Annotated in this window: 19 protein-coding genes and 1 pseudogene; 16 read left to right on the top strand and 4 right to left on the bottom strand. The window is 69.7% G+C overall.

Annotation, left to right across the window (positions count from 1 at the left end):
* Positions 1 to 210: 210 nt before the first annotated feature.
* Positions 211 to 1,476, bottom strand: a complete 1,266-nt coding sequence (locus SCNRRL3882_RS19105; RefSeq protein ID WP_029180634.1) for a DUF418 domain-containing protein — start codon at positions 1,474 to 1,476, stop codon at positions 211 to 213.
* Between the two features lie 141 nt (positions 1,477 to 1,617).
* On the bottom strand, positions 1,618 to 2,145 hold the full coding sequence (locus SCNRRL3882_RS19100; protein ID WP_010032215.1) for a hypothetical protein: 528 nt from the start codon (positions 2,143 to 2,145) through the stop codon (positions 1,618 to 1,620).
* 283 nt (positions 2,146 to 2,428) lie between these two features.
* On the opposite strand from SCNRRL3882_RS19100, the gene SCNRRL3882_RS19095 reads away from it, so the two are divergent.
* Both SCNRRL3882_RS19095 and SCNRRL3882_RS19090 read left to right on the top strand, forming a co-directional pair.
* Positions 2,429 to 3,097 carry a response regulator gene (locus SCNRRL3882_RS19095; protein WP_010032213.1) on the top strand — a complete coding sequence of 223 codons (669 nt, stop codon included), beginning with the start codon at positions 2,429 to 2,431 and terminating at the stop codon, positions 3,095 to 3,097.
* The gene (locus SCNRRL3882_RS19090) at positions 3,097 to 4,233 is read left to right on the top strand and encodes a sensor histidine kinase (RefSeq protein WP_040902390.1); all 1,137 of its coding nucleotides are present in this window, start codon (positions 3,097 to 3,099) and stop codon (positions 4,231 to 4,233) included. Before SCNRRL3882_RS19095 ends, SCNRRL3882_RS19090 begins: the two co-directional genes overlap by 1 nt.
* Positions 4,234 to 4,786: 553 nt before the next feature.
* Here SCNRRL3882_RS19090 and SCNRRL3882_RS19085 read toward each other — a convergent pair.
* A complete protein-coding gene (locus SCNRRL3882_RS19085; protein WP_050810142.1) occupies positions 4,787 to 5,581 on the bottom strand; it encodes an IclR family transcriptional regulator in 795 nt (264 codons plus the stop codon).
* A 392-nt stretch (positions 5,582 to 5,973) separates the two neighbouring features.
* Between SCNRRL3882_RS19085 and shiA the strand changes: the two genes are divergently transcribed.
* The 3 genes from shiA (at position 5,974) to SCNRRL3882_RS19070 (ending at position 10,339) form a co-directional block, all read left to right on the top strand.
* A complete protein-coding gene (shiA, locus tag SCNRRL3882_RS19080) occupies positions 5,974 to 7,341 on the top strand; it encodes a shikimate transporter (protein ID WP_010032207.1) in 1,368 nt (455 codons plus the stop codon).
* A gap of 183 nt (positions 7,342 to 7,524) precedes the next feature.
* The gene (locus tag SCNRRL3882_RS19075; RefSeq protein ID WP_010032206.1) at positions 7,525 to 8,517 is read left to right on the top strand and encodes a zinc-dependent alcohol dehydrogenase; all 993 of its coding nucleotides are present in this window, start codon (positions 7,525 to 7,527) and stop codon (positions 8,515 to 8,517) included.
* Positions 8,510 to 10,339: a sugar phosphate isomerase/epimerase and 4-hydroxyphenylpyruvate domain-containing protein gene (locus tag SCNRRL3882_RS19070; protein WP_102514834.1), complete on the top strand. Its 1,830-nt coding sequence runs from the start codon at positions 8,510 to 8,512 to the stop codon at positions 10,337 to 10,339. The genes SCNRRL3882_RS19075 and SCNRRL3882_RS19070 overlap by 8 nt, the downstream gene beginning before the upstream one ends.
* Before the next feature lie 227 nt (positions 10,340 to 10,566).
* Here SCNRRL3882_RS19070 and SCNRRL3882_RS19065 read toward each other — a convergent pair whose 3' ends face one another.
* The gene (locus SCNRRL3882_RS19065; protein ID WP_010032203.1) at positions 10,567 to 11,586 is read right to left on the bottom strand and encodes a LacI family DNA-binding transcriptional regulator; all 1,020 of its coding nucleotides are present in this window, start codon (positions 11,584 to 11,586) and stop codon (positions 10,567 to 10,569) included.
* A gap of 300 nt (positions 11,587 to 11,886) precedes the next feature.
* Here SCNRRL3882_RS19065 and SCNRRL3882_RS19060 point away from each other — a divergent pair, with 300 nt between their 5' ends.
* The 11 genes and pseudogenes from SCNRRL3882_RS19060 (at position 11,887) to SCNRRL3882_RS19010 (ending at position 25,387) form a co-directional block, all read left to right on the top strand.
* Positions 11,887 to 13,278: an extracellular solute-binding protein gene (locus SCNRRL3882_RS19060; protein ID WP_010032201.1), complete on the top strand. Its 1,392-nt coding sequence runs from the start codon at positions 11,887 to 11,889 to the stop codon at positions 13,276 to 13,278.
* Between the two features lie 5 nt (positions 13,279 to 13,283).
* A complete protein-coding gene (locus SCNRRL3882_RS19055) occupies positions 13,284 to 14,201 on the top strand; it encodes a carbohydrate ABC transporter permease (protein ID WP_010032199.1) in 918 nt (305 codons plus the stop codon).
* Between the two features lie 4 nt (positions 14,202 to 14,205).
* The gene (locus tag SCNRRL3882_RS19050; protein WP_010032197.1) at positions 14,206 to 15,048 is read left to right on the top strand and encodes a carbohydrate ABC transporter permease; all 843 of its coding nucleotides are present in this window, start codon (positions 14,206 to 14,208) and stop codon (positions 15,046 to 15,048) included.
* Positions 15,049 to 15,095: 47 nt separating this feature from the next.
* Positions 15,096 to 16,760, top strand: coding sequence for a glycoside hydrolase family 13 protein (locus SCNRRL3882_RS19045; RefSeq protein WP_010032195.1), 1,665 nt, complete (start codon positions 15,096 to 15,098; stop codon positions 16,758 to 16,760).
* Between the two features lie 124 nt (positions 16,761 to 16,884).
* A pseudogene (locus SCNRRL3882_RS41120) lies at positions 16,885 to 17,213 on the top strand (transposase); the annotation flags it as partial.
* A 246-nt stretch (positions 17,214 to 17,459) separates the two neighbouring features.
* Positions 17,460 to 18,491, top strand: a complete 1,032-nt coding sequence (locus SCNRRL3882_RS19035) for a LacI family DNA-binding transcriptional regulator (RefSeq protein ID WP_197709814.1) — start codon at positions 17,460 to 17,462, stop codon at positions 18,489 to 18,491.
* A gap of 93 nt (positions 18,492 to 18,584) precedes the next feature.
* Positions 18,585 to 19,994: an ABC transporter substrate-binding protein gene (locus SCNRRL3882_RS19030; RefSeq protein ID WP_029180632.1), complete on the top strand. Its 1,410-nt coding sequence runs from the start codon at positions 18,585 to 18,587 to the stop codon at positions 19,992 to 19,994.
* A gap of 46 nt (positions 19,995 to 20,040) precedes the next feature.
* Entirely contained in the window at positions 20,041 to 21,006 is a 966-nt protein-coding gene (locus SCNRRL3882_RS19025) for a carbohydrate ABC transporter permease (protein WP_010032192.1), read from the top strand.
* Positions 21,003 to 21,881: a carbohydrate ABC transporter permease gene (locus SCNRRL3882_RS19020; RefSeq protein WP_010032191.1), complete on the top strand. Its 879-nt coding sequence runs from the start codon at positions 21,003 to 21,005 to the stop codon at positions 21,879 to 21,881. The genes SCNRRL3882_RS19025 and SCNRRL3882_RS19020 overlap by 4 nt, the downstream gene beginning before the upstream one ends.
* A 48-nt stretch (positions 21,882 to 21,929) precedes the next feature.
* On the top strand, positions 21,930 to 23,402 hold the full coding sequence (locus SCNRRL3882_RS19015) for a glycoside hydrolase family 32 protein (protein ID WP_010032190.1): 1,473 nt from the start codon (positions 21,930 to 21,932) through the stop codon (positions 23,400 to 23,402).
* Positions 23,403 to 23,590: 188 nt separating this feature from the next.
* Positions 23,591 to 25,387 carry a hypothetical protein gene (locus tag SCNRRL3882_RS19010; RefSeq protein ID WP_029180630.1) on the top strand — a complete coding sequence of 599 codons (1,797 nt, stop codon included), beginning with the start codon at positions 23,591 to 23,593 and terminating at the stop codon, positions 25,385 to 25,387.
* Positions 25,388 to 25,399: the final 12 nt, after the last annotated feature.

The following is a 25,399-nucleotide window of genomic DNA, read 5'->3' as shown; positions in this document are numbered from 1 at the left end:
CCCGGCTGCCTCCCCACGTGGATCGCACCGTCTTCTCCGTCAGCTCCCTCGACGGCAGCACCTTGGAGACTGCCTGCGGGCGCCGAGTGGTGCGGGGATCGTGCGCGCGGTACGCCCAACAGCCGAAGCCCGCAAGGGAGATCCCCTGCGGGCTTCGGCAGAGCGTTCAGGCCGGGGTGGGGCAGGAAGCCGAGCCACCCCGACCGGACCTCACCGGACGTACTTGGCGGGCTTGGTGGCGGTGTTGAGCAGGTGCTCCAGGGGGCCGCGCCGGAAGAAGCGGGACCAGACGGTGGCGAACACGATCGCCCCGAGGACGTACATGAGCAGCGGCACCCAGGACTGCTGGGTCCCCGTCCCGGCGGGCGTGGACAGCACGGACTGTGCGACGAAGTGGCCGACGTAGGCGGTCAGGGACATCGTGCCCACGGCGATGACCGGCTTCGCCAGGCGGCGCAGTCGCGGCAGGCGGTCCATCAGCACCGTCGCGCCCACGATCACGAGGATCGCGACGCCCACGCTGCCGATGATGTCGAACGTGGTGCCGCTGTGCGGCCCGGCGGCCAACAGTTCCGAGAACGACCGCTGGGGCCCCATGGACCCGCTGCCCATGGACCCGCTGCCCATGGACGCCGCCCCGGAGCCACCGGAGGACGACATGTCCTCGGCCGTGCTCCGCAACGCGTTCTTGCCCGCCAGCAGCAGGGACAAGCCGTAGGCCCCCACGACGAGGCCTGCGCCGAGCGCCGCCAGGCGCCGCTGGACGGCAGCCGCCGACAGGTCCATGCGACCCAGCGCCATACCGGCGATCACGAACGACATCCACGTGAGCGCCGGGTAGAAGCCGGTGAGCAGCAGATCGAGCACTCCCACCTCGCTGAGGCGGCGGAGCGGGTCGTAGGCGTTGATGCTCTGCTGGACCGACTCGCTCAACCCCATGGTCAGGACGAAAGCCAGCTGCGGAGTGACGAGCGCGAGCCCCGCCGCGATGATCGCCAGTGTCCTGGCGCTCAGTCGCACCAGAGGCAGGGCGAGGAGGAAGTAGACGCCGTAGAAGCCGAGGATGATCACGCCCCCGTACTCCATCGCCATCACGGTGCCCAGCGCCAGGAGGATCACGGCGCGGATCGCGATCCGGGCCTTCGCCTGCCGGCCCGCCAGGCCGGTCTTCGGCTCGAAGCGGCCCGCGATCAGCATCAGCGAGAAGCCGGCGAGGGTGGCGAACAGGACCGACGAGTGGCCGTCGGCTATGTACCGGATCCAGCTGGCGACGCCGTGTGTGGCCGACAGCGGCGGCCCGATGTGCACGACGTACATGCCGAACACCGCCAGCGCGCGGGCCAGGTCCACCCCGACGAGGCGCCCCATCGAGGGACGGCCGGGGGCCTGCCCGGCCGAATCGGGCGAGGTTCGGGACCGTGGAGGCGCGTTCTCCTGCGGAGCCGGTGTCTCCTGGGACGGCTGTATCTGTGTCATACGGAAAATGCTTCGGTGCCGTCAGGAGGCGGACCATCCGGCAGGCTTCGGTAACACCCCCGCCGACCGGCCGGGTCTGCCCCGCCGACCGGCGGAACAGCGCCGCACCGGCCGGTCGGCGGGCCCGAACGGCCAACTGCCCTACTTGATGAGGGCGTTGGCCACCACGACCGCGAGTCCGAGCAGCGCGTCCACCATGCCGATCCTCAAGGCGGAGCCCCACGTGCGACCGGCGGCGCGGGCCGCGAGCAGGCCCCAGGCGAACAGCAGCACCACGTTCACGGCGAAGGCCACGTACTCGATGCCCGCCGAGGGCCACCACCCCCAGGCCGCGCCGAGCAGCAGGACCAGTGTCGGCACCGTCGCCACCACCAAGGGCCACTCGGACAGCAACAGCCGCACCCCGGCGCGCACACCGTGATGGGTCCGGTCGCCGCGCAAGGCGATCAGATGTGCGTAACCGTGCGCCAAGGCCGATGCGACGGCCGTGACCAGGAGCCACTGGGCGCTGCTGAACCGGTCGGCGGGCGCCGTCTCACCCTGCTCCGTCAGGGCGGCCACCATGGAGCTGGCCAGGACCGCCCCGTACACGCCTCCGAACAGCACATGGGGCCGCGCCGCACAGCGGCGCAGAGCACGGACGGGCTGACGCAGGTACAGGCGGGGCATGGCTGGCTGATCCTCGAGTGGTGGGAAAATCGACTGCGGCCCCGCAGACTCGGGCGGGCCCACGGACCGATCCCACCGGACGACAACCACGGACACCATCCGCCGAGCCTCGCCCACCCGCCCGCCGACGGGCCGGAGCGCTCCCCCCGACCGGCTGGAACCGGCCTGCCGGGTGGCGGGTGTCCACAGCGGTCGCATCGCCGCGCGCCGTGCCGGACGTAGTGTCGACGGCAGCGGTGGACAGAGCAGACGATTGTGAGGCGGAACGCCGGTGATCCGGGTAGTGGTGGTGGACGACGAGGCGCTGGTGCGGTCCGGGTTCGAGCTGATCCTGAACGCCGCCGACGGCATCCAGGTCGTGGCGACCGCGGAAGGAGCGCAGGCCGCCGACGTGATCCGGCGCGAGCACCCGGACGTCGTGCTCCTCGACATCCGCATGCCGGATGTGGACGGCCTGACCGTCCTGAGGGAGATCCGGACGCTGCCCGAGCCGCCGACGGTGGCCATGCTGACCACCTTCGACACCGACGAGTACATCCTGACCGCGCTGCGCTCGGGAGCCGCGGGCTTCCTGCTCAAGGACACCGAGCCCGAACAACTCGCCCACCTCGTACGCACCCTGGCCGCCGGTGGCGTGGTGATGTCCCCGAAGGCCTCGCGGGCTCTGCTGCGCGGCCATCCCGGGACGGACACGCCCCGGGTCGCGGAGGACGTGGCGCGCGTGAACCTGCTCACCGACCGCGAACGTGACGTCCTCGTCCTGATCGCGGAAGGACTGTCCAACGCCGACATCGGCACCCGCATCCATCTGAGCGCGGGCACCGTCAAGGACCACGTCAGCTCGATCCTGACCAAGCTCCGGGTCGCCGGCCGCGTCCAGGCGGCGCTCCTCGCGGAGCGGGCCGGACTGCTCGGCGACGGCGGCGCCGACAGGGCAGGGGGCAACAGATGATGAGCACGGCTCAGGAACGGTGGCGGCGGGTGCCGCCCTGGGCCGTCGACGCGGGCCTCGTCGTGCTGGCCGCCCTCGACGCCTGGATCAACCTCTACGACGAGGCGACACCGTTCATGTGGGCCTGCGCCGCTCTGGGCTGCGCCGGACTGCTCCTGCGCAGGCGCTTTCCACTGACCGTCTTCCTGTCGACCCTGCCCATGACCCTGTTCATGGACGTGGCGGTCGCGCCGATCGCCGCCCTGTACACGCTGGCCACGCGCACCCGCAACCGCCCCCTGCTGGCCGGTTGCGCCCTGCTGAACGCGGCGGCGAGCACCCTCGCCTGGCCCCTGTCCGACACGTTTTCCGGCGACACGTTTCCCGGCGAGCGCACCTGGACGCTCATCCAGTTCGTCTACACGCTGGCCACGGCCTTCGCCCCGATCCTGTTCGGCCAGCTCGTGCAGGCCAGACACGACGTGGCCCGGCAGCTCGTCGAGGTCGAAGTGGCCCGCGAACACGAACGCGCCCTGTACGCCCAGACCGTCCTCGCCCGCGAACGCGCCCAACTGGCCCGCGAGATGCACGACGTCGTCTCCCACCAGGTCAGCCTCATCGCCGTACAGGCCGGAGCCCTGCAGGTCGCCGCCAAGGATCCCGACGCCCGCGACGCCGCCCGCACCATCCGCACCCTGAGCGTGAACACCCTCGACGAACTCCGCCACATGGTCACCCTGCTGCGCGCCTCCAGCGGCAAGGAAACCGAACTCACCCCCCAGCCCACCCTCGCCGACCTCCAGCAGCTGATCGCCAACAGCGGCATCGAGACCACCCTGACCGGCGGGCTCCCGCCCGGCATCAGCACCACCGCCCAACGCACCGTCTACCGCACGGTCCAGGAAGCCCTCACGAACGTACGCAAGCACGCCCCCGGCGCCCGCGCCGAGGTGCGCCTGTGGCACGACGCGCAGCACTTCGGCGTCACCGTCACCAACACCGCCCCCACCCGCCCGTCCGTCGCCCTGCCCAGCGCCCGGCACGGCCTGATCGGCCTGAGGGAACGCGCCGAACTGCTGGGCGGCGCCCTCACCGCCGAACCCTCCCCACAGGGCGGATACAAGATCGAACTACGGGCCCCCACCCGACCCGCCTGAGCACAACCCGCCGACGCGGATCGGCGCTACCTCGCGGAACGCGACCTGGCCGCGTACCTCTCGGCCGAGGTGCTGACGCTGGTTCCCTTCCACAGGGCCTCCACCCGATCTCGTGGAGGCACCGGACAGGCCCCACCGGCCACCTCGCCGACCGGATCGGCCGCAAACCCCTCATCGCCACCGGCATGCTCGTTGAGCCGGCCGGTCCTCATCCTGCGAGGCGCGGCTCGTCGATCCGCGACGCGCGCGCCGCACGGTCCAGCTTCTCGTCCGCCAGTACTACGGCCGCGGCCCTCTGACGAACACGCCGGGCGGGTGCCCGTTCCGAGCGCGGCGTCGCCGATTCAGCCGCGTGATCAACATGTCCGAACCGGGTCCCGCACACCGGAAGGCCCCAGCGCCGGTCCGAGTAGGAACAGGCAGCCGGCCTCCCGGCACGGCTGCCGACGAAAGCCCGGCCACCAGTCCCGACGCCCGGGCTCCTCGCCGTGCCAAGGCCGGGCACCGGTTGTTCGGGGTCACCGGGCCCATGGCTCTACGGCGCCTCTCGGGTTCAGTGGGCTTGGCTGAGCGGGTGGCTGAAGCCCTGGGCGGAGATGAGCGCGGCCGACTCCGCGAGGTCGGTGGCGAAGCGTTCCACGGCCTCGTAGGGGAAGCGTTGGCTGGGCCCGCTGAGCGAGAGGGAGGCGATGACCTTGCCGGAGCGGCTGGTCACCGGGACGGCGACGGCGGTCAGGCCCTCGTCCCACTCGCTGCTGCTGACCGCGTAGCCGCGGTGCGCGGCCTCCTGTGCCCAGGCGCGCAGTTGGTCGGTGTGCGCCTCCCCGTGTGGGGAGGTCGTGGCGATGCGGCGCAGCAGGGTGTCGGAGGCGTCGCGCAGCAGGATCTTGGAGGAGGCGCCGGCCCACAGGGGTTGTTCGTCGCCGACGTCGACGACGTGGCGCAGCGGGTGCGGGCTCTCCTCGTGCGCGACACAGACACGGCTCACATCGCGGGCGACGAAGACGTTGACCGTCTCGCCCAGCCGGTCGGCGAGGTCGCGCATGACCTTGCGGGTCTCGTGCGGCACCTCCCACTGGCTGCGGGCCAGGTAAGCCCAGCGCCACAGGCCCGGTCCGGCGGTGTAGCCGGCCGGATGCGACCACAGCAGGCCGCACTCCTCCAGGGTCTGGACCAGGCGCAGGACGGTGGTCTTGGCCAGTCCGGTGGCGTCGGTGATCTCACGCAGGGAGATGACGGGGCGTTCCTCGCTCAGCAGGCCGAGGATGTCCAGGGCGCGCCGCACGCTGCGGACGCCCGTACCGCCCTGCTCCCTGACCGCCTCGGTCTGTGCATCCCTGTCGTTCACGGATCCCTCCCCGTACTGGTCGGCACCGCGCGGCACCTGCTGGTGCCCGCCAGCTGCGCTCACCCATGACGGTAGTCCACCAGGCGGACCACGGGAACCGTAAAGCCTAAGAAATCTTGGTGTGACCCTTGATGGCGGAAACTCCCCATCGTATGTTTCCGCTACTTGGTTCAAACGGTCCGCTCAATGGACCTTGTCTTGAGGGTCGCCGCCCGCACGCTGTGGCGATGGCCCGGTTTGCCGGTGACGCCGCTCCACACCCGCCGAGCGCCGCCGTCGCCCAGGCAATTGTCCCCACCGTAGCCATCCGTGTCCCGACGCCGACGTGCCGCGCACCGCTCGCACGGCACGACCGGGTCGCGGGAGCCGCAGCATCCAAGGGAGTACGTGAGATGAGCAGAGCGCAGAAGCCGGTCGCGACCAGCGCCGGAGCCCCCGGCGTCGCGAGAAGGGCGGCGATCGCCAGCTTCATGGGAGCCGTCGTCGACTGGTACGACTTCTTCCTCTACGGCATCGTCGCCGGCCTCCTCTTCGGCGACCTGTTCTTCCCGGGGGCTTCGCCGGCCGTGGGCACCCTGGCGGCCTGGGCCACCTTCGGCGTCGGCTTCCTCTTCCGCCCGCTGGGCGGCATCGTGTTCGGCCACTTCGGCGACCGGCTCGGCCGCAAGCGGATGCTCGTCCTCACCATGCTGATCATGGGCGTGGCCAGCACACTTATCGGTGTCCTGCCGACCTATGCCCAGGCCGGGATCTGGGCCCCCGTGCTGCTGGTGGTGCTGCGCGCCGCGCAGGGCTTCGCGGTGGGCGGTGAGTGGGGCGGCGCCGCGCTGATGGCGGTGGAGAACGCCCCCGCCAAGTGGCGCTCCCTCTACAGCAGCGGCGTCCAGGTCGGCGCCTCGGTCGGTCTGCTGCTCGCCACCCTCATCACCAAGATCATGTCGGGTGCGACCTCGGACGCGGCCTTCCGGGTCTGGGGCTGGCGCATCCCGTTCCTGGTCAGCGCGGGCCTGGTGATCGTCGGGCTGATCATCAGGGCCAGGGTCGAGGAGTCCGAGGTCTTCACCAAGAAGGTCGCCGCGATGAGCGAGGAGAAGAAGCCTCGGGTGCCGCTGATCGCCGCGGTCAAGTCCAACCCCAAGGGCTTCTTCGCCATCATCGGGCTGCGCTTCGTCGAACTGTTCACCTTCTACGGCGTGACGACCTTCGGCCTCGCCTACGGCACCGACGAACTCGGCCTGAACCGCGACAGCCTGCTCGACGTCAACCTGGCGGTCGGCGGACTCGCCGTCCTCACCATCCCGGCCTTCGCCTACCTCGCCGACCGCTTCGGCCGGCGCAAGGTGTACTGCTGGGGCGCGCTGGTCGGTGCCGTGAGCGCGGGGCCGTATTTCTGGGCGATGGAGTCCGGCTCCATGGTGCTGATCATCGCCTGCGCCGTGCTGCTGGTGAACATCGCGCACGACATGGCGGTCTCCGTCCAGCAATCCCTGTTCACCGACATGTTCGGCCCCGAGTACCGCTACAGCGGTGCCGGCGTCGGCTACCAGCTCGCCAGCGCGGTCGGCGGCGGCTTCACCCCGTTCATCGCCAGTTCCCTGGTGATCTGGGCGGACGGCGGCTGGACGCTGGTGGCGGCCTACATCGCCCTCGGCTGCGCCGTCTCCTTCCTCGTCGCGCTGCGCATGCGGGGCGACGATGATGTGGCCGGGGCCCCGGAGACCGTACGGCAGCGGACCGCGGCGGCGGACGCGACCGCCTGACGGAGCCCCCCCCCGAGCGGGTCGGGGGCTTTCTGGGCCCCGGCGCCTTGCCGCCGGGGCCCCTTGCTCTTGTCCAGCCCTCGTTCTTGTGAGGCTCTCGGCCTTGTTGAGGGCTCGTCTGCCTTCTATTCTGACCGCACAGTGGATTGATTGATCCGTCTAGCGGACCGCTAGGAGTTTCTGGTGAAAGCAGCTGTCCTCACGGGGCCGAACAGGATCGAGACCGTCGACGACTGGCCGGAGCCCGTCTGCGGCCCGCACGACGTCATCGTCCGGATGGTCGGAGTGGGCCTGTGCGGCACCGACCTCGCCGTCTTCCACGGCAAGCGCCTGCCGCCCGCGACCCCGTGGGTCATGGGCCACGAGGGCTTCGGCCGGATCGCCGCCGTCGGCAGCGACGTACGGGACCGCCAGGTGGGCCAGAGGGTCGTCATCGAACCCAACTACGCCTGCCTCAAGTGCGCCGACTGCCTCACCGGCCTGACCTCGGCCTGCCCGCACCGGGCCATCGTCGGGCTGAACGCCCCCGGCGTCCTCGCCGAACGCGTCGCCCTGCCCGCGCACTTCGCCCACCCGGTCCCGGACGGCCTCACAGGCGCCGACCTCGCCGCCACCGAGCCGTACACCGTGGCCCGGGCCGCTGTACGGCGCAGCGGAGTGACCCCCGCCGACCGCTGTCTGGTCGTCGGCGCCGGGGCCCAGGGACTGCTGGTCTGCCTGATCCTGGCCCGCCTCGGCATCCGGCCGGTCGTCACCGAACCGCACCCGCAACGCCTCGCCCGCGCCGAGCGGCTGGGCGCGACACCCGACGACGGCCGCACCGGGTTCACGTACGTCTTCGAAACGTCCGGCCACGCGCCCGCCCTGCGCCCGGCCGTGGACCGCGCCGCCCCCGGTGCCACCCTCGTCCTGATCGGCCTCAACCCCCACCAACTGCCGCTGACCACCGACGACGTGGTCCGGCGCCAGCTGGTGCTCCGCGGATCGATGATCTACGACCACCCCGGCGACTTCACCACCGCGATCGCCGAGCTGCCCGCAGCCCGGCCCGGAGCCGTCATCGAGGCCCGCTTCTCGCTCGAGAAGGCCCAGCAGGCGTTCGCCGGCGCCGCCGAACGTGCCGGGAAGACCTGGATCAGCATCGCAGAGGCCGAAGGGTGCGACCAGGATGCGTAAGTCCATCGCCACGGTCAGCCTCAGCGGCTCCCTCGCCGAGAAGCTGACCGCCGCCGCCCGCGCCGGCTTCGACGGTGTGGAGATCTTCGAGAACGACATGCTCGCCGGCCCCCTGTCCCCGGAGGAGATCCGCGCCCGCGCCGTCGACCTCGGCCTTACCATCGACCTCTACCAGCCCATGCGGGACGTCGAGGCCGTTCCGGAGGCGGAGTTCGTACGCAGTCTGCGCCGGGCGGAGCGCAAGTTCGACGTCACGCGCAGGCTCGGTGCCGACACGCTCCTGGTGTGCTCCAACGTCTCCCCGCAGGCCGTGGACGACGACGCCCTCGCCGCCGCGCAACTCGCCCGACTCGCCGACCTGGCCCAGGACTTCGGCATCCGGATCGCTTACGAGGCGCTCGCCTGGGGGCGGCACGTCAGCACCTACGACCACGCCTGGCGCATCGTCGAACAGGCCGGCCACCCCGCGCTCGGGGTCTGCCTGGACAGCTTCCACATCCTCTCGCGCGGCTCAAACCCCAAGGGCATCGAGGACATCCCCGGCGAGAAGATCTTCTTCCTCCAGCTGGCCGACGCCCCGCTGCTCGCCATGGACGTCCTGCAATGGAGCCGCCACTACCGCTGCTTCCCCGGCCAGGGCGGCCTCGACGTGACCTCCCTCGTCCGCCACGCCGTGAACGCCGGCTACCGCGGCCCGCTCTCCCTGGAGGTCTTCAACGACGTGTTCCGCCAGGCGGACGCGGGCAGCACCGCCGTCGACGCGCTGCGCTCGCTGATCGCCCTGGAGGAGAGCGCGGGCATCTCCCCGCTCCCGGCCCCGGTCGTCCCGACCGGCGTGGCCTTCGCCGAACTCGCCACCGCCGACCCGCTGCCCGTGACCACTCTCCTGACCGCACTCGGCTTCCGGCGCACCGGACGGCACACCGGAAAGCCGGTGGACCTCTGGGAACAGGGCGACGCCCGCATCCTGGTCAACCACGGCACCGGAACCCTCCCCTACTCTCGGCTGCGCTCGAGCGGGGGGACCCCCATCGACGGCACGTCCCTGACCGCCATCGGCCTGGAGACCCCCGACCCGAGCGCCGCCGCCCATCGCGCCGAGTCCCTGCTCGCCCCCGTCCTGCCCCGACGCCGCAGCAGCCAGGACGTCCCGCTGGACGCGGTCGCCGCCCCCGACGGCACCGAACTGTTCTTCTGCGTCACCGGACGCCCTGGACATGCCGACTGGACCAGCGACTTCACGGCTACGGCCAACCCGCGGCGGACCCCCTCACCAGACGGGACCGTCACCGGCTTCGACCACGTGGCCCTGACCCAGCCCTGGCACCACTTCGACGAAGCCGTCCTCTTCCACCGCGCGGTGCTGGGCCTGCGCCCGCACGAAAGCGTCGACCTGGCCGACCCCTACGGTCTCTTCCGCAGCAGGGCCCTGACCGGCGCCCACGGCGCCCCGCGCCTTGTCCTCAACCTGGCCCCCAGCCCGGCCACGGACACCCGCACCCGCTCCCAGCACATCGCCCTCACCACCGACGACATCACCGCAGCCGCCCGCCGCACCCGTGCCGCCGGCGCGGAACTGCTGAAGATCCCCGCCAACTACTACGAGGATCTCGACGCCCGCTACGACTTCGCCCCCGGCGAGCTGGACACGTACCAGGAACTCGGCATCCTCTACGACCGCGACGAACACGGAGGCGAGTTCCGCCACTGCTACACGGCCACCGTGGGCCGCGTCTTCTTCGAGATCGTCCAACGCACCGCCGGCTACGGCGGCTACGGCGCCGCCAACGCATCCGTCCGACTGGCCGCACAGCGGCGATGACGGCCCGGAGGAACGGCGACCCGGAAGAGGGGAGTGTGTCAGCGAGCCACCCGCACCGACGCGACCGGATGGGATGCCGCAGCCGTCGCTGTCGCAGGCCGTACGAACGCTGGAGCGGGACCTTGGAACGGAGATAACAAACAGACCCAGGCCACTGACCTGGGGTTTCATCATGGAGCGGGTGACGAGACTCGAAGTACGGAATCTGTGCCGACGGGTGAACAGGGTTACCCGCGCGGCGGCGCCGTACTACCCCTGATCACCAGCTGTGTCGGTACGACGACGTCGTGTTCTGTCTCCTCGCCGCGCAGGATGTCCAGGAGCATCCGCCCGGCACGCTCTCCCTGCTCGCGTACCGGTTGCCGCACCGTGGTCAGGTCGGTCAGCTCGGCGACCGGGTGGTCGTCGATGCCGATGACGGACATGTCGTCGGGGATGCGCAGTCCGGCGCGGCGGAGTGTGCGGATCGCGCCGAGGGCGACCTGGTCGGAGTGGGCGTATACGGCGGTGGGCGGCTCGGGCTGGCTGAGGAGTTTGGCCATGGCGTCGGCGCCCTGGTCGCCGCCCCAGTCGACGGTGACGACGAGCCGCTCGTCGACCGGGATGCCGGCGTCGCGCAGAGCGGAGTAGTACGCGTTCGAGCGGCCCGACGGCTGGACCTCGTCCGGCTGGTCCGGGTCGACTGCCGCGATCATCGCGATGCGGCGGTGGCCCAGGAAGAGCAGGTGGTCCATGGCCTGGCGGCCGGCGGTCTCGTCGTCGATGGAGACGTTCGGGTAGGGCGCGTGCTGGCCGCCCGCGGCGATGATCGTGACGCCCATCAGCTCCAGGCGGCGCTGCTCCTCCTCGCCGACGGGGAAGGCCAGGACCACGACGGCGTCGACCTTGCGGCGGGCGGGCAGGCGGTGGAAGAAGTCGTGGCGGTCCTCGATGCCGTCGACGTGGTAGAGCAGCACGTCCAGGTCGGCCGCGCGCAGGACCGACTCCAGTCCCTCCAGCAGCGCCGCGAAGAACCAGCGGGAGATGTGCGGTACGACCACCGCGACCCGGCCGGTGGCGCCGCCGGCCAGGCGGGACGCCTCGGGGGAGACGACGTAGGAGAGCTCCTCGGCGACCGCGAGGACGCGGCGGCGGGTGGCCTCGGATACGCCGTAGTCGTTGTTGAGCGCGCGGGAGGCGGTGGCCATCGAGACGCCGGCGGCACGGGCCACGTCGGCCATGTTGATCTTCTGGGAGCTCTGCGCCATGCCGGAAGGCTAACCCACCGGCCGAGCTAATAGGAAACGCTTCCGGAATCTTCGGAAGGGTTTCCGAGAATCTCGATGATGCCGATCGCTACCCTGTCCGGCAATCTGATCGTTTCAGCACGTCACATGTATGTTGCGGGTTCGTTACTTGACAGGCTTGCTCGGCCGCCTCACTCTTTCGGGAACGGAAACGCTTCCGAAACGACCTTCGTATCCCCTGTGGCCCGGTCGGGAAGCTCGCCGACCTCTGTCTGCCGACCGTGCCCTGGACCGGCAGCCGCATGGATGCGAGGAGGCATCATGCCCGAGCAGCACCCCACCTCCCCCGTCAGAATCGCCGGCCGACGCCTGCGTGCCCCGCTGGCGTCCGTCGCCGCGGTGTCCGCGCTGGTGACGCTGGCCGCGTGCAGTGCTCCCGGCTCCGGCTCGGACTCCGGCGCGGCGGCGAACCCGACGCCGACCGCCGTCAACACCGCCGTCGCCGACACCCCCGCGGAGTTGACCCTGTTCTCCGCGGCCGGCCTGCAGACGTACGAGCAGGGCCTGGCGGACGCCTTCATGGCCAAGTACCCGAAGATCAAGGTGAAGCTGCGGGTCGAGGCGGACAACAACTACAACACCGTCCTGCCGAGGCTGCTGGCCTCCGACTCCACGCCCGACCTCGTCCAGCCCTACGACCTCCTCGGCGGCGTCAAGGACAACCTGCTCACCAACCTCGACGCCTACGACAAGGCGTACGGCTGGAGCTCGAAGGTCCCGGCTTCCGCGCTCGCGCCCGGACGCGTGTCGAACGGCGCGGTCGGCGGCGGTCCGCTGTATCAGGCGGGCGGTTCGGCGGGCCCGCTGGTCGGCGTCTTCTACAACAAGGAGCTGGCCGCCAAGGTCGGCATGAAGAAGGTTCCCGGCTCCGTCTCGGACCTCGAAGCCGTCATGGCCAAGGCGAAGAAGTCAGGCATCACCCCGATCGTCGCATCCAACCAGGACGGCCTGATCGGCCACCTCTACAACCTGCTGCTGGGCGACTACATGGGCGCCGAGAAGCTCAGCGACATCGTGTACCACCAGCCGGGCGCGAACCTGGACACCCCGGAGGCGGTCAAGGCCACCGGGACACTGCAGAAGTGGATCAAGGCCGGTTACTTCGCCTCCGACGTCAACGCCCTCAACCAGGAGGCGTCGTACGGCAAGTTCACCGGCGGCAAGGGCCTGTTCTTCTTCCAGGGCAGCTGGATCACGCAGACCCTCGACAAGAACTTCAAGGGCAAGTACGGCGTCTTCCCGATGCCGCCGGCCACGCAGGACGGCCCGTACGCGGGCATGACCAGCAACACCCTCGCCTTCTCCATCGCCGCTCGCTCCAAGAACAAGGACGCCGCCGCCCTGTTCCTGGACTTCCTCACCACCCCCGAGGCCGCGAAGGTCGCCGTCGACAACGGCTACGCTGCCCTGACCTCCGGCACGGCCGCCCCGGGCAAGCCGTCGCTGTCGGGCACGCTGACCGAACAGATCCAGGCCGGTTACGCCGCGATCGCCGCCGACAACGGCTTCGACAGCTGGCTGCAGAACGCCGCCCCGGCCCTCAGCACCAAGCTGACCCAGCAGCTTCAGCTGCTGGTCTCCGGCAAGGTCGAGCCCGCCGCGATGGTCGAGACCCTCCAGACCACCTACGCCGACGCACTGAAGAGCAGCTGAGCAGTATGCGATCCATCAAGTCGCCCGCCGGCGCCACCGCCACCCGCAGCCGCCACCGGCTCCGGGCCCGGCGGTGGGCCGGCTGGCTCTTCGCCCTCCCCGCCCTCGCCTTCTACGGCGTCTTCAACTTCCGCCCGGTCCTGATGTCCATCCAGTACTCCTTCTACGACTGGGACGGCGTCGGCGCCTCCACCTGGGTGGGCCTGAAGAACTACACCCAGGTCTTCACGGACAACGAGCAGTTCTCCTCCCTGCTCCACGCCTTCTACCTGATCCTGTTCTTCACCATCCTGCCGGTGACGATCGCCCTGATCACCGCCTCCGTACTACGGCAGCTGCGAGGCCGCTTCACCGGAGCACTGGCCCGCACGCTGCTCTTCCTGCCGCAGATCATTCCCGGCGCCGCCGCCGGTGTCGCCTGGACGTGGATGTACTCCGACAACGGCGTGGTCAACCAACTCCTGCGCGCCATCGGCCTCGACGACGTCGCCCGCCCCTGGCTCGCCGACTTCACCTGGGCCCTGACCGCGGTCGGCTTCATCGGCACCTGGCTCTCCACCGGACTGTGCACGATGCTGCTCCTGGCCGGCATCGGAAAGATCGACAACAGCCTGTACGAGGCGGCCCGCATCGACGGCGCAGGCCCCATCCGCCAGTTCCTGGCCGTCACCCTGCCCGGACTGCGCAACGAGATCGGCGTCTGCGTCACCATCACGATCATCGCCGCGCTCGCCAGCTTCGACGTCGTCTACCTCTCCACCCAGGGCGGCCCCGGCACCCAGACCATGGTCCCCGGTGTCGCCGTCTACAACCTGGCCTTCAACGACGCCCGCCTCGGCGCGGCCTCCGCGCTCGCCGTAGTCCTCGCCCTGGTCGTGATCGCCGTAGTCGTCCCGCTCCAGCGCCTGTTCCGGGAGAAGTAGTCCGATGCCCGCACGCACGCACACCGCACGCGCACTTCGCCGTCGCGCTCCCGGACTCATCCTCATCACCGCCGCCGCGCTCTACTCCGTCGTACCGCTCCTGAGCATGGTCAGCGCGGCCCTCGCCCCCCAGGGCACGTTCCCCTCCGGACTGAGCTGGCCGTCCGACCCGCACTGGCACAACTTCGTCGACGCCTGGAACGTCGCCAACATCACGACCCTGCTCAAGTCCAGCACGCTCATCGTGCTCGGCGTCGTCCCCGCCGCGGTCCTGATCGCGACGATGGCCGCGTACGCGATCGCCGTACTGGAGATCCCGCTGGGCGGCGTCTTCTACACGGTCCTCGTCCTGACACTGACCCTGCCGTACGAGATCGTCATCGTCCCCCTCTACGAACAGACCAGGGCCATGGGCCTGTTGGGCACCCAGTGGGCGCTGATCCTGCCGCTCATCGGGATGAACATGCCGTTCGCGGTGTTCTGGATGCGGGCGCACTTCGCAGGAGTACCGAAGGAGTTGTCCGAGGCGGCGGGCATGGACGGCGCCGGCCCCTGGCGCGCGCTGTTCCACATCCACCTGCCGCTCGCCCGCCCCGCGATCGCGTCCCTGGCGCTGCTGATGTTCCTGTCCACCTGGAACCAGTTCCTGCTCGCCCTGGTGCTGATCGACGACCCCGACAAGCGCACCATGGCAGGCGCGTTGCAGGCGTTCACCACGAAATACAGCACCGACCAGGTCCTGTTGAACGCCGGCGCCCTTCTCATCATGGCTCCCACGATCCTCGTGTTCCTGGTTCTGCAACGCCACTTCGTCAAGGCGCTCCTCCAGGGCTCGGTCAAGGGCTGACCACCACCACCCCCACCCTCCTCTTCAGACAGTCAGGACCGAGCACCATGAGCAATCCGACCCCCACCGCGCTGCCCGCCGAAGCCGCAGCCGATGCCGACTGGTGGCGCAGGGCCGCCATCTACCAGGTCTACATACGCAGCTTCGCCGACGGCGACGGCGACGGCACCGGCGACATCGCCGGCCTGCGCTCCCGACTGCAGTACCTGGCCTACCTCGGCGTCGACGCGATCTGGATCAACCCCTGGTACCCGTCCCCGCTGGCCGACGGCGGCTACGACGTCTCCGACTTCCGCGACATCCACCCCACGTTCGGCACCCTCGATGAGGCGAAGCAGCTGATCGCCGAGGCCCACGAGCTGGGCCTGCGCGTGATCCTGGACATCGTTCCCAACCACGTCTCCGACCAGCACGCCTGGTTCCAGCAGGCGCTGGCCGCCGGGCCCGGTTCGCCGGAGCGGGAGCGGTTCATCTTCCGCGACGGCAGGGGCGAGGACGGCTCCCTGCCCCCGAACGACTGGCACGCGGCCTTCGGCGGCCCCACCTGGACCCGCACGCCCGACGGCCAGTGGTACCTCCACCTCTTCGCCCCCGAACAGCCCGACCTCAACTGGGACAACCCCGAGGTCCGGGCCGAGTTCGAGTCCATCCTGCGCTTCTGGTTCGACCTCGGCGTCGACGGCTTCCGCATCGACGTCGCCCACGGCATGGTCAAGGACCCGGCGCTGCCCGACCTCGGGCTGACCGAGTTCTCCGTCCTCACGGGCGAGGGCCAGCAGGACCACCCGCACTGGGACCGCGACGGACTGCACGACATCTTCCGCAGCTGGCGCGCCATCGCGGACAGCTACCCCGACCCCCGCGTCTTCGTCGCAGAGGCCCATGTGCGCCCCCGCCGCATGCCGGAGTACCTCCGCCCGGACCAGCTCCACACCGCCTTCAACTTCGACTTCCTCAAGTGCCCCTTGGACGCAGGCGCGTTGCGCGATGTCATCGACCGCAGCATCACCAGCCTCGCCGCCGTCGGCGCGCCCGCCACCTGGGTGCTGTCCAACCACGACGAGACGCGCCACGTCACCCGCTACGGCCGCGCCGACACCGGCGTCCAGGCCCTGTTCCGGGACCGGCCGATCCCCACCGACCTCGCTCTCGGGACACGCCGCGCCCGGGCGGCGGCCCTGTTGATGCTGGCCCTGCCGGGAGGCGCGTATGTCTACCAGGGTGAGGAGTTGGGCCTCTACGAGGTCGAGGACATCCCGGAGGAACTCCTCCAGGACCCCATCTGGGAACGCTCCGGCCACACCCTCCGCGGTCGCGACGGCTGCCGAGTCCCCCTCCCGTGGACCGGTGACACCCCGCCGTTCGGCTTCAGCACCTCCGGCGCCGCGCCCTGGCTGCCCCAGCCCGAGGACTGGAAGTCGTACACCGCCGAGGCCAACCGGGCCGACCCCGCCTCCATGCTCCAGCTCTACCGCGCTGCCCTGCGCCTGCGCCGCACCGAGCCCGGCCTGCGCGGCGAGGAGTTCCGCTGGCTGGAGAGCCCGCAGGGCACGCTGCTCTTCGAGCGGGGCAACGGCGTGGTGTGCGCGGTGAACCTGTCCGACCAGCCCGTTTCCCTCCCCGCAGGCCACAGCCCCCTCCTCGCCTCGGGGCTGCTGGACGATGAGGGTCTGCTGCCGCCGGACACCACCGCCTGGCTGCACCGGGGCTGACCTCACCTCAATCCACCAGGGCCTGTCCGGTGTTCCTCCCCGCCATCCGGACAGGCCCCGGTCTCATTGCGGGAGCCAGCCGAACGATGCTCCATGGAGGAGTGTTACGGCCTGATGGCGGCTTACCTGCTGGCGGCCGCTGGCTGAATGGCAGGAGGCCGATGTGTGGGAGGAGCTTCAGCGGGTGCTGCGGGCGGCGGACCGCCTGGACTTCTCCCGCGTCACCGTGGACTCCTCGCATGTGCCGGCCAAGCGGGGGGGGAGCAGCCCAAAAGTCGGTCCGAGTCCGGTTGACCGTGCGCGGCCGGGCTCGAAGCATCATGTGCTGACGATGCCCACGGCACCCCGCTGCGCGTGTCGCACACTGGCGGGCACCGCAACGACATCACCCAGCTTCTGCCGCTGGTCGACGGCCGGCCCCCGGTGCGGGGCAAACGGGGCCGGCCGTCGAGGGAAGGCGAGTAGTGCCGCCGCCAGTCCTCCGCCTCCGGCTCCCGTCCGAGGGTCGGCCGACGGCGCCCCGGGACCGTGGGTACGCACCCCCCCGCGCAAATGCCTGGACATGAGTTTGTAACCAGCCATTGACAGGAGCTTTGGCCGAAGGCACTCTCATGTGCACATGGTTGCCTAACCGGTTAGGCAACCCAGTTTCAACCAGTATGGGCGGGGATGATGGTGCGCCGGATCGGGATCAAGGACGTGGCTGCCGCGGCAGGCGTGTCCAAGGCGACGGTGTCGAACGTCCTCAACCGGGTCGAGGGCAAGCGGATCAGCCAGGAGACCCAGCAGCGCATCTGGCGGGTCGCCGAGGAGCTCGGATACGCGCCGAACAGTCTGGCGCAGGCATTGACGACGCAGCGCTCGCAGACCATCGGCTTCGTCAGCGACGAGATCGCCACCACCCCCCACGCCGGCCGGATGATCCTGGGTGCCCAGGAGGCCGCCGCGGCCCAGGGCCTGGTGCTGCTGCTGGTCAACACGAGCGGCGATGCGGAACTGGAGCGCACCAGCATCGAGATGCTGCTCCAGCGGCAGGTGGACGGCGTGCTGTACGCGGCCATGTACCACCGCATCGTGGAACTGCCCGAGGCGCTGCGCTCGACGCCCACCGCGCTGCTGGACGCGCGCTGCGACGACCCCGCCGTCCCCTTCGTGGTGCCCGACGAGGTCCAGGGCGGTTACACCGCGGTGCGCGAGCTGATCGACCACGGGCACCGCAGGATCGGTGTGACCGTGCAGACCCGCGACCTTCCCGCCCGGGAGGGCCGCTTGGAGGGCTACCGCAAGGCGCTGGCCGAGGCCGGCATCCCCTACGACCCGTCCCTGGTCGCCGCCGAGACGGCGGTGCCGTTCGACACGGTCGGCGGTGATGTGGACTCGGGCTACCGGGCCGCCCGGCGTCTGCTGACGGCGGAGCAGCGCCCGACGGCGTTGTTCTGCTACACCGATCGGATGGCCGCCGGCGCTTACCGGGCTGCCGCCGAGTTGGGACTGTCCATCCCTCACGACCTGTCTGTCGTGGGGTTCGACAACCAGGAGCTGGTCGCCGAGGCCCTCTACCCCCAGCTGACCACGGTCCAGCTCCCGCACTACGAGATGGGGGCGCGGGCCGTCGCACAACTGCTCGCGCTCACCGGAACGCCGGGTTCGCCACCAGGCCCGGTCGCACAGGAAGTGCTGCACTGCCCGCTGGTGGCGCGGGCATCGGTCACTTCGCCGCCCCGGCTCTGAACCCGGGACGGCGAAGCATTCACACAACGACAGGCGACCGTCGCAACCGGTCGTCATCCCTGTCAGTACTTGGAACACAGTGAGGGTACACACATGTCCTCTGGCATTTTCAAGGAGCCGTTCAGCCGCCGTGGCGTGCTGAGAGCCGGCGTCGCCTCCGCCGCGGCAGCGGGCGTGGGCGGGCTGGCCTCCGCCTGTTCCTCCGGCTCGTCGAGCTCTTCCGCCTCGAACGTGCTGAACGTGCTGGTCTTCACCGACCAGGCGTCCGCGGACAAGCTGAGCAAGGTGGCCGCGCCGTTCGAGAAGGCGCACCCCGGCATGAAGGTGAAGTTCACCGGCATCTCGGGCACGGACTGGAACGACTTCTTCAGCAAGCTGCTCACCCAGATCGCCGCCGGCAACGCTCCCGACATCGCCTCCGTCGCCACCGAGGGCCTGCAGCTCTTCGCGGCCAAGGGCCTGGCCGAACCGCTGGACGACTATGTGAAGCGGGACGCGTCCCAGCTCAAGTCGTACTTCGCCGACGTCCACCCGGCGCTGATCGAAGCGATGATGTACCAGGGCCACCTGTACGAACTGCCGACCGATTTCAACGCCGGCAACATGTTCTACAGCACCTCCCTGTTCGATAAGGCGGGGGTGGGGCGCCCGGCCGACGACTGGACCAAGGACGACTTCTACGACATCGCCACCAAGATTGCCCGCAAGGGTGGTTCGGCCGTCCCCTACAACTGGGTGGTGCGGCTGTGGGGCAGTTGGACGTCGTGGATGTACGCCAACGGCGGCAACCTGCTGACGGAGGGCAAGTGGGACGGCGGCGACTGGCTGTGGAACACCTTCTACCCGAACGACCCCGCCGCGGCCGGCCGCAAGGGCGGCTGGCGCTGGGGGGATCCGACCGCCAACTCCGCTCCGGTCGTCGAGTCCCTCGACTACATGATCCAGTTGCAGAAGGAGGGCTTGTCGGCCAAGCCTGACGTCGGTGGCGGCGCCACGCTGCAGGGCCTGTTCGCCAGCAACAAGATCGGCATGTCGGTCGGCGGCGGGTTCTGGGCGGGCGGCCTGCACAACGCCGGCATGAAGACAGGCTCCTTCGACGTGCAGTACTTCCCCAAGTGGCGCAGTCAGCGGCACCTGTTCGGCGCGGGTGGCTACGGCATCCTCAAGTCGTCCAAGAACAAGGATCTCGCCTGGGAGTTCGTGAAGTCCCTGGTGTCCGCGAAGAACCTGGACGTGCTGATGCCGGGCAACACCACCACGTTCCCGCGCAAGTCGATGATGACGGCCGAGAGGTACTCCACCACCGGTCCCAAGAACTGGCACGTCTTCTACGACACCCTCACCAAGTTCCCCGAGACCGCGCCGATCCCGGCCCCGCCGTACTACCAGGCGATGGCCATCGCGTTGAACAAGCGCACCACCGAGGCGATGTCCTCGGGCAAGGCGAAGGCGGCCCTGGACGGTCTGCAGAGCGACCTCGAGACCGCCATGAAGACAGGGTGAGGCGTCGATGTCACAGGCTTCACAGGCTGTACGGAACCGTGGCCGCGTGTCCGCCCCGTCGGGCGCGTGGTCCGGCCGCCCTCCCGAGCAACAGGAAGAGCAGAGCGCGGCGCTGCGTCGCCGCGCGCAGAACCGGCGCGCCCGCCGCGAGACCCTGTTCGGCTACGCCATGGTGGCCTCCGCCCTGGTCGTGGTCGTCGTGTTCACCGTGGCGCCGATCCTCGCCTCGTTCGTCCTGGCCCTCTTCAAGTGGGACGCCATCTCCAGCCCCGAGTTCGTCGGGCTGGACAACTTCGACGCGGTGCTGAGCGACGAGACGGTCACCCACTCGCTGCTGGTGACCTCCGGTCTCGCCGTGATCATTGTGTTCCTCCAGGTCGCCCTCGGCCTGGGACTGGCGCTGCTGGTCGCCCAGCGGGCGTCGAAGATCGTGCAGCACCTCTTCCGCGCGGCGTTCTTCCTGCCGATGCTGGCCTCCGCGGCGTCCATCTCGATCGTGATGGCGTACGTGTTCAACGACCAGTTCGGCGTCATCAACTACTACCTGGACCTGCTTCACCTGCCCGAGGTCTCGTGGCTGAGCTCCACCGGGGGAGCGACGGCCACCATCGTGCTGGTCGCCGTGTGGCAGCAGCTGGGCTTCACCTTCATCCTCTTCGTCGCCGCCCTGGGCTCCGTACCGGGCGACGTCCTGGAGGCCGCGCAGATCGACGGCGCATCGCCCGCCCGCATGTTCTGGCGGATCAAGCTGCCCCTCATCAGCCCCACCGTGCTGTTCGCCTCCACCGTCGGACTGATCAACACGATGCAGCTGTTCGACCAGCCCTACGTGATGACCAAGGGAGGCCCCGGCGAGTCGACCTACACCACCGTGCTGCTCGTGTACCGGACGGCCTTCCAGAACCTCCAGTTCGGCTATGCCTCGGCCATCTCCGTGGTGCTGTTCGCCGTCCTGCTGATCATCACGGCCGTGCAGTTCACGGTGAGTCGAAAGTGGGTGTTCTACTCGTGACCGCCATCCTCGACAAGCAGCCCGCAACCACCGCCCGCGCCCCGCGCCGGCGCCGCCGGGTCCGGATCGGACGCCTGCTGTCGCTCACCGTGCTAACAGTTACGGCCGCGCTGGTGGTGGCACCGCTCGTGTGGGCCCTGGCCACCTCCCTGCGCACCCCGGCCACGTCCTTCGACAATCCGCCGCAGTGGATCCCCACGGATCCGGTCTGGTCGAACTACCAGGCCGTCTTCGACAAGGTCCCCTTCACCGCGTTCTTCCTCAACAGCGTGATCGTCACCGGACTCATCGTGGTCGGCCAGCTCATCACCTCCACGATGAGCGGCTACGCCTTCGCCATGGTCCGCTTCCGCGGCAACAAGGCCCTGTTCGCCGTCATCCTGGCCACCATGATGGTCCCGATCCAGACGACCATCATCCCGGTCTTCCTGATCATCAAGTACCTGGGCCTGACCGACAGCCGCATGGCGCTCGTCCTGCCCGCCGTCGGAGGCGCCTTCGGTACCTTCCTGATGCGGCAGTACTTCCTGCAGATGCCACGCGAACTCGGCGAGGCGGCACGGGTGGACGGAGCCTCCCACTTCCAGGTCTTCGCCCGCATCTACGCCCCCATGGCGCGCGCCCCGATGGCCACCCTGGGAGTGCTCACCTTCTCCGCCTACTGGAACGAATTCTTCCGCCCGCTGATCTTCCTGCAGTCGACCGACAACTTCACCCTGCCCCTGGGCCTGGTGACCCTGCAGGGAAACATGGGCACCGGCAGCATCTCCATCGTGCTCGCCGCAGTGATCATCGCCCTGATCCCCAGCGTGCTGATCTTCCTCGCCGCCCAGCGGTACTTCGTCGAGGGCATCGTGGCCGGCTCCTTCCGCTGAGCCACCCTCACCCCTCCGACGCTCTCCAACACCTCGAAAGGCACGCGTGTGTCCACCGCGCCCTTTGACCGCGACCGGCACCGTCCCGTCGCGCACCTGCGCCCGCCCCACAACTGGATCAACGACCCCAACGGGCTGGTCCACCACGACGGCCACTACCACGTCTGCTACCAGTACAACCCGCACGGAACCGACCACGCCAACATGCACTGGGGCCACTTCCGCAGCCCCGACCTGGTGAGCTGGGAACCCCTGCCGATCGCCCTCACCCCCACCCCCGGGGGCGAGGACGCCGACGGCTGCTTCTCCGGCAACGCCGTCTCCGACGGCGACCGGATCGTCGCCTTCTACTCCGCGCACCGCCAGGAGCGTCCGCAGCACCAGCTGATCACCACCGCCATCTCCCGCGACGGCGGCCTGACCTTCCGCCCCCGCGGTGACCTGCTCATACCCGAGCCGCCCGACGGCACCACCATGTACCGCGACCCCTACGTCTGGCAGGACGGGAACACCTGGCGGATGCTGGTCGGCGCCGCACTCGCCGACGGCCGCGCCGCGGCCCTGCTGTACGACTCACCGGACCTGCAGACCTGGACCTACCGGGGACCCTTCTCCGCCCGTGCACCACAGCCCGTCGGCGACGCCGGACTGCTCACCGGCGAAGGCTGGGAGTGCCCCCAGTACCTCCCGGCGGCCTCCGGGCGAGGCGCCCTCATCCTCTCCGGCTGGTACGAACGCGACGGCCCGCAAGGCGTGCTGGCCCTGATCGGCGAGGACCGCGGCGACGTCTTCGAAGCAGGCCCGCCCCAACTCCTGGACCACGGCCCGGACTTCTACGCCCCCGCTCTACTGCGCGCACCCGGTGGCAGATGGCTGCTGTGGGGCTGGTCGTGGGAAGCCCGCAACAAGGAGTGGTCGGAGGCCGAAGGCTGGGCCGGAACGCTCACGCTCCCCCGAGAGATAGAACTGACCGAGGACGGCCGGATGCACCAGCGGCCCGCCGCGGAACTGCTCGCACTGCGCGGGGAACGTACCGTCCACGCAGCCGGGCTGGCCGCAGGCTCCGCTCCCGTCGACCTGGGCGAAGTCAGCCGCAGCTTCGACCTCACGGCCCGTCTCGAAGCCACCGGCAAGACCGGCCTGCGACTGGTCACCGCTCCAGACGACTCCGAGTACCTCGACATCCTCCTCGACGCCGACGCAGGCCAGTTGGTCGTGATCCGCGACCACGCCTCACTGGACCCGCGCGCCCGCGGCGGCACCTACACGATGCCCTGCCCCAGCGGTCGGCCGGTCGACCTGCGCGTCGTAGTTGACCGTTCCATCGCCGAGATCTTCCTCTCGACCGGCCAGGTACTCACCGTGCGCTTCTACCCCGTGGGCGAAGGCCCCTGGCACCTGCAGGCGCACACCGCGCCCGGCGCACAGCTCAACTACTCGATCGACGCATGGCAGCTCCTGCCGCTCGAGATCAAGGAATACGGCACCGACACGCTCAACGGGAAAGGCCGCGCGGCGTAAACGCCGCCCAACCAGCGTGCGATTACCGCGAATTCCGGCAGAACATCCCGGCCGTGGAGGACGACGACCCCGCGACCCCCAGTTCCGCCAGGCCGCCGCGCTCCTGCCGTTCCCGAATCAACCACTCGACCTGAGATCGCACTCTCCACCCACTTTGTCCCCTCATATCTGAACCAGGAGACAGTCCCATGACCCCTGCTTCGAATTCCTCCTCGCCCGGACGTCCAGCCGTCGCCCGCCGCACCGTTCTCGGTGCGGCAGGTGCCGCGGCCGCCGCCGTGGCAGTCACCCTTCCCGGGCCGGCGTCAGCCGCCCCACAGACCAAGCCGCCGCGGCCCCTGCCCGGCGGCGGTGATCTCGGCCCGAACGTCATCGTCTTCGACCCGTCGACCCCCGGCATCCAGTCCAAACTGGACGAGGTGTTCCACCAGCAGGAGTCGGACGAGTTCGGCACCGGCCGGTACGCGTTCCTGTTCAAGCCCGGCACCTACAACGGGCTCAACGCCCGGATCGGGTTCCACACCTCCATCGCCGGCCTCGGGCTGACTCCCGACGAGACGACCATCAACGGGGACATCACCGTCGACGCCGAATGGAACGGCGGCAAGGCCACGTCGAACTTCTGGCGGTCCGCCGAGAACCTCGCGGTGGTACCGGCCAACGCCACGAACCGTTGGGCCGTCTCCCAGGCGGCGCCCTTCCGGCGCATGCACGTCCGCGGGAACCTCAACCTCGCCCCCACCGGCTACGGCTGGGCCAGCGGCGGCTACATCGCCGACAGCCGCATCGACGGCCACGTCGGACCGTACTCGCAGCAGCAGTGGTACACCCGCGACAGCGTCATCGGCGGCTGGCTCAACGCTGTCTGGAACATGGTGTTCTCCGGCGTCCAGGGCGCGCCCGCGCAGAGCTTCCCCAACCCGCCCTACACCACACTCGACACGACCCCCATCTCACGGGAGAAGCCGTTCCTCTACCTGCGGGGAAGCGAGTACCGGGTCTTCCTGCCCGCGAAGCGCACCTACGCCCGCGGGGTCAGCTGGGGCAACGGCACGCCGCGAGGCACCTCACTGCCCTTGTCGCGGTTCTACGTGGCCAAACCGGGTGTCACGGCGGCCACTCTCAATCGGGCACTCGCCCAGGGACTCCACCTGCTGCTGACCCCTGGGATCTATCACCTCGACGAGACGGTCCGCGTCAGGCGGCCCAACACAGTGGTGCTCGGACTCGGCTACGCCACGCTGATCCCGAACAACGGCGTCACCGCCCTCAAGGTCGCCGACGTCGACGGAGTGCGCCTGGCCGGCTTCCTCATCGATGCCGGACCGGTCAACTCCCGCACCCTGCTCGAAGTCGGCGAACCCGGATGCTCGGCCGGCCACAGCGCCAACCCGATCACCGTGCAGGACGTATTCATCCGCATCGGTGGAACCGGCCCCGGGAAGGCAACCACCAGCATGGTGATCAACAGTCGTCACACCATCATCGACCACACCTGGCTCTGGCGCGCCGACCACGGTGACGGCGTGGGCTGGGAGACCAACCGGGCCGACTACGGCGTCGTCGTGAACGGCGACGACGTCCTCGCCACCGGCCTGTTCGTCGAGCACTTCAACAAGTACGACGTCCAATGGAACGGACAGCGCGGCCGCACCATCTTCTTCCAGAACGAGAAGGCGTACGACGCCCCGAACCAGGCGGCCATCCAGAACGGCTCCGTCAACGGCTACGCGGCCTACAAAGTGGCCGACTCGGTGACGACACACGAGGCATGGGGCCTCGGCAGCTACTGCAACTACAACGTCGACCCGACCATCGTCCAGCACAACGGCTTCGTTGCCCCGAACACACCGGGCGTGAAATTCCACCACCTCCTGGTCGTCTCGCTCGGCGGCAACGGCCAGTACGAGCACGTCATCAACGACACCGGCACCCCGACATCAGGCACATCGACCATCCCGTCCAACGTGGTCTCGTATCCCTGAGCTCACCGCTCA

Origin of the sequence: Streptomyces chartreusis NRRL 3882, assembly GCF_900236475.1 — a bacterium.
GTDB classification, from domain to species: Bacteria; Actinomycetota; Actinomycetes; order Streptomycetales; family Streptomycetaceae; genus Streptomyces; species Streptomyces chartreusis_D.
Note: the sequence above shows the minus strand (reverse complement) of the source record. Positions and strands in the feature narration are given on the sequence as shown.

What these genes read in the sequence shown, in the direction of transcription:
- SCNRRL3882_RS19105 (WP_029180634.1), bottom strand. Translation starts at nt 1,476, where the DNA reads ATGACACAGATACAGCCGTCCCAGGAGACACCGGCTCCGCAGGAGAAC.
- SCNRRL3882_RS19100 (WP_010032215.1), bottom strand. Translation starts at nt 2,145, where the DNA reads ATGCCCCGCCTGTACCTGCGTCAGCCCGTCCGTGCTCTGCGCCGCTGT.
- SCNRRL3882_RS19090 (WP_040902390.1), top strand. Translation starts at nt 3,097, where the DNA reads ATGAGCACGGCTCAGGAACGGTGGCGGCGGGTGCCGCCCTGGGCCGTC.
- shiA (WP_010032207.1), top strand. Translation starts at nt 5,974, where the DNA reads ATGAGCAGAGCGCAGAAGCCGGTCGCGACCAGCGCCGGAGCCCCCGGC.
- SCNRRL3882_RS19070 (WP_102514834.1), top strand. Translation starts at nt 8,510, where the DNA reads ATGCGTAAGTCCATCGCCACGGTCAGCCTCAGCGGCTCCCTCGCCGAG.
- SCNRRL3882_RS19065 (WP_010032203.1), bottom strand. Translation starts at nt 11,586, where the DNA reads ATGGCGCAGAGCTCCCAGAAGATCAACATGGCCGACGTGGCCCGTGCC.
- SCNRRL3882_RS19060 (WP_010032201.1), top strand. Translation starts at nt 11,887, where the DNA reads ATGCCCGAGCAGCACCCCACCTCCCCCGTCAGAATCGCCGGCCGACGC.
- SCNRRL3882_RS19055 (WP_010032199.1), top strand. Translation starts at nt 13,284, where the DNA reads ATGCGATCCATCAAGTCGCCCGCCGGCGCCACCGCCACCCGCAGCCGC.
- SCNRRL3882_RS19050 (WP_010032197.1), top strand. Translation starts at nt 14,206, where the DNA reads ATGCCCGCACGCACGCACACCGCACGCGCACTTCGCCGTCGCGCTCCC.
- SCNRRL3882_RS19045 (WP_010032195.1), top strand. Translation starts at nt 15,096, where the DNA reads ATGAGCAATCCGACCCCCACCGCGCTGCCCGCCGAAGCCGCAGCCGAT.
- SCNRRL3882_RS19030 (WP_029180632.1), top strand. Translation starts at nt 18,585, where the DNA reads ATGTCCTCTGGCATTTTCAAGGAGCCGTTCAGCCGCCGTGGCGTGCTG.
- SCNRRL3882_RS19010 (WP_029180630.1), top strand. Translation starts at nt 23,591, where the DNA reads ATGACCCCTGCTTCGAATTCCTCCTCGCCCGGACGTCCAGCCGTCGCC.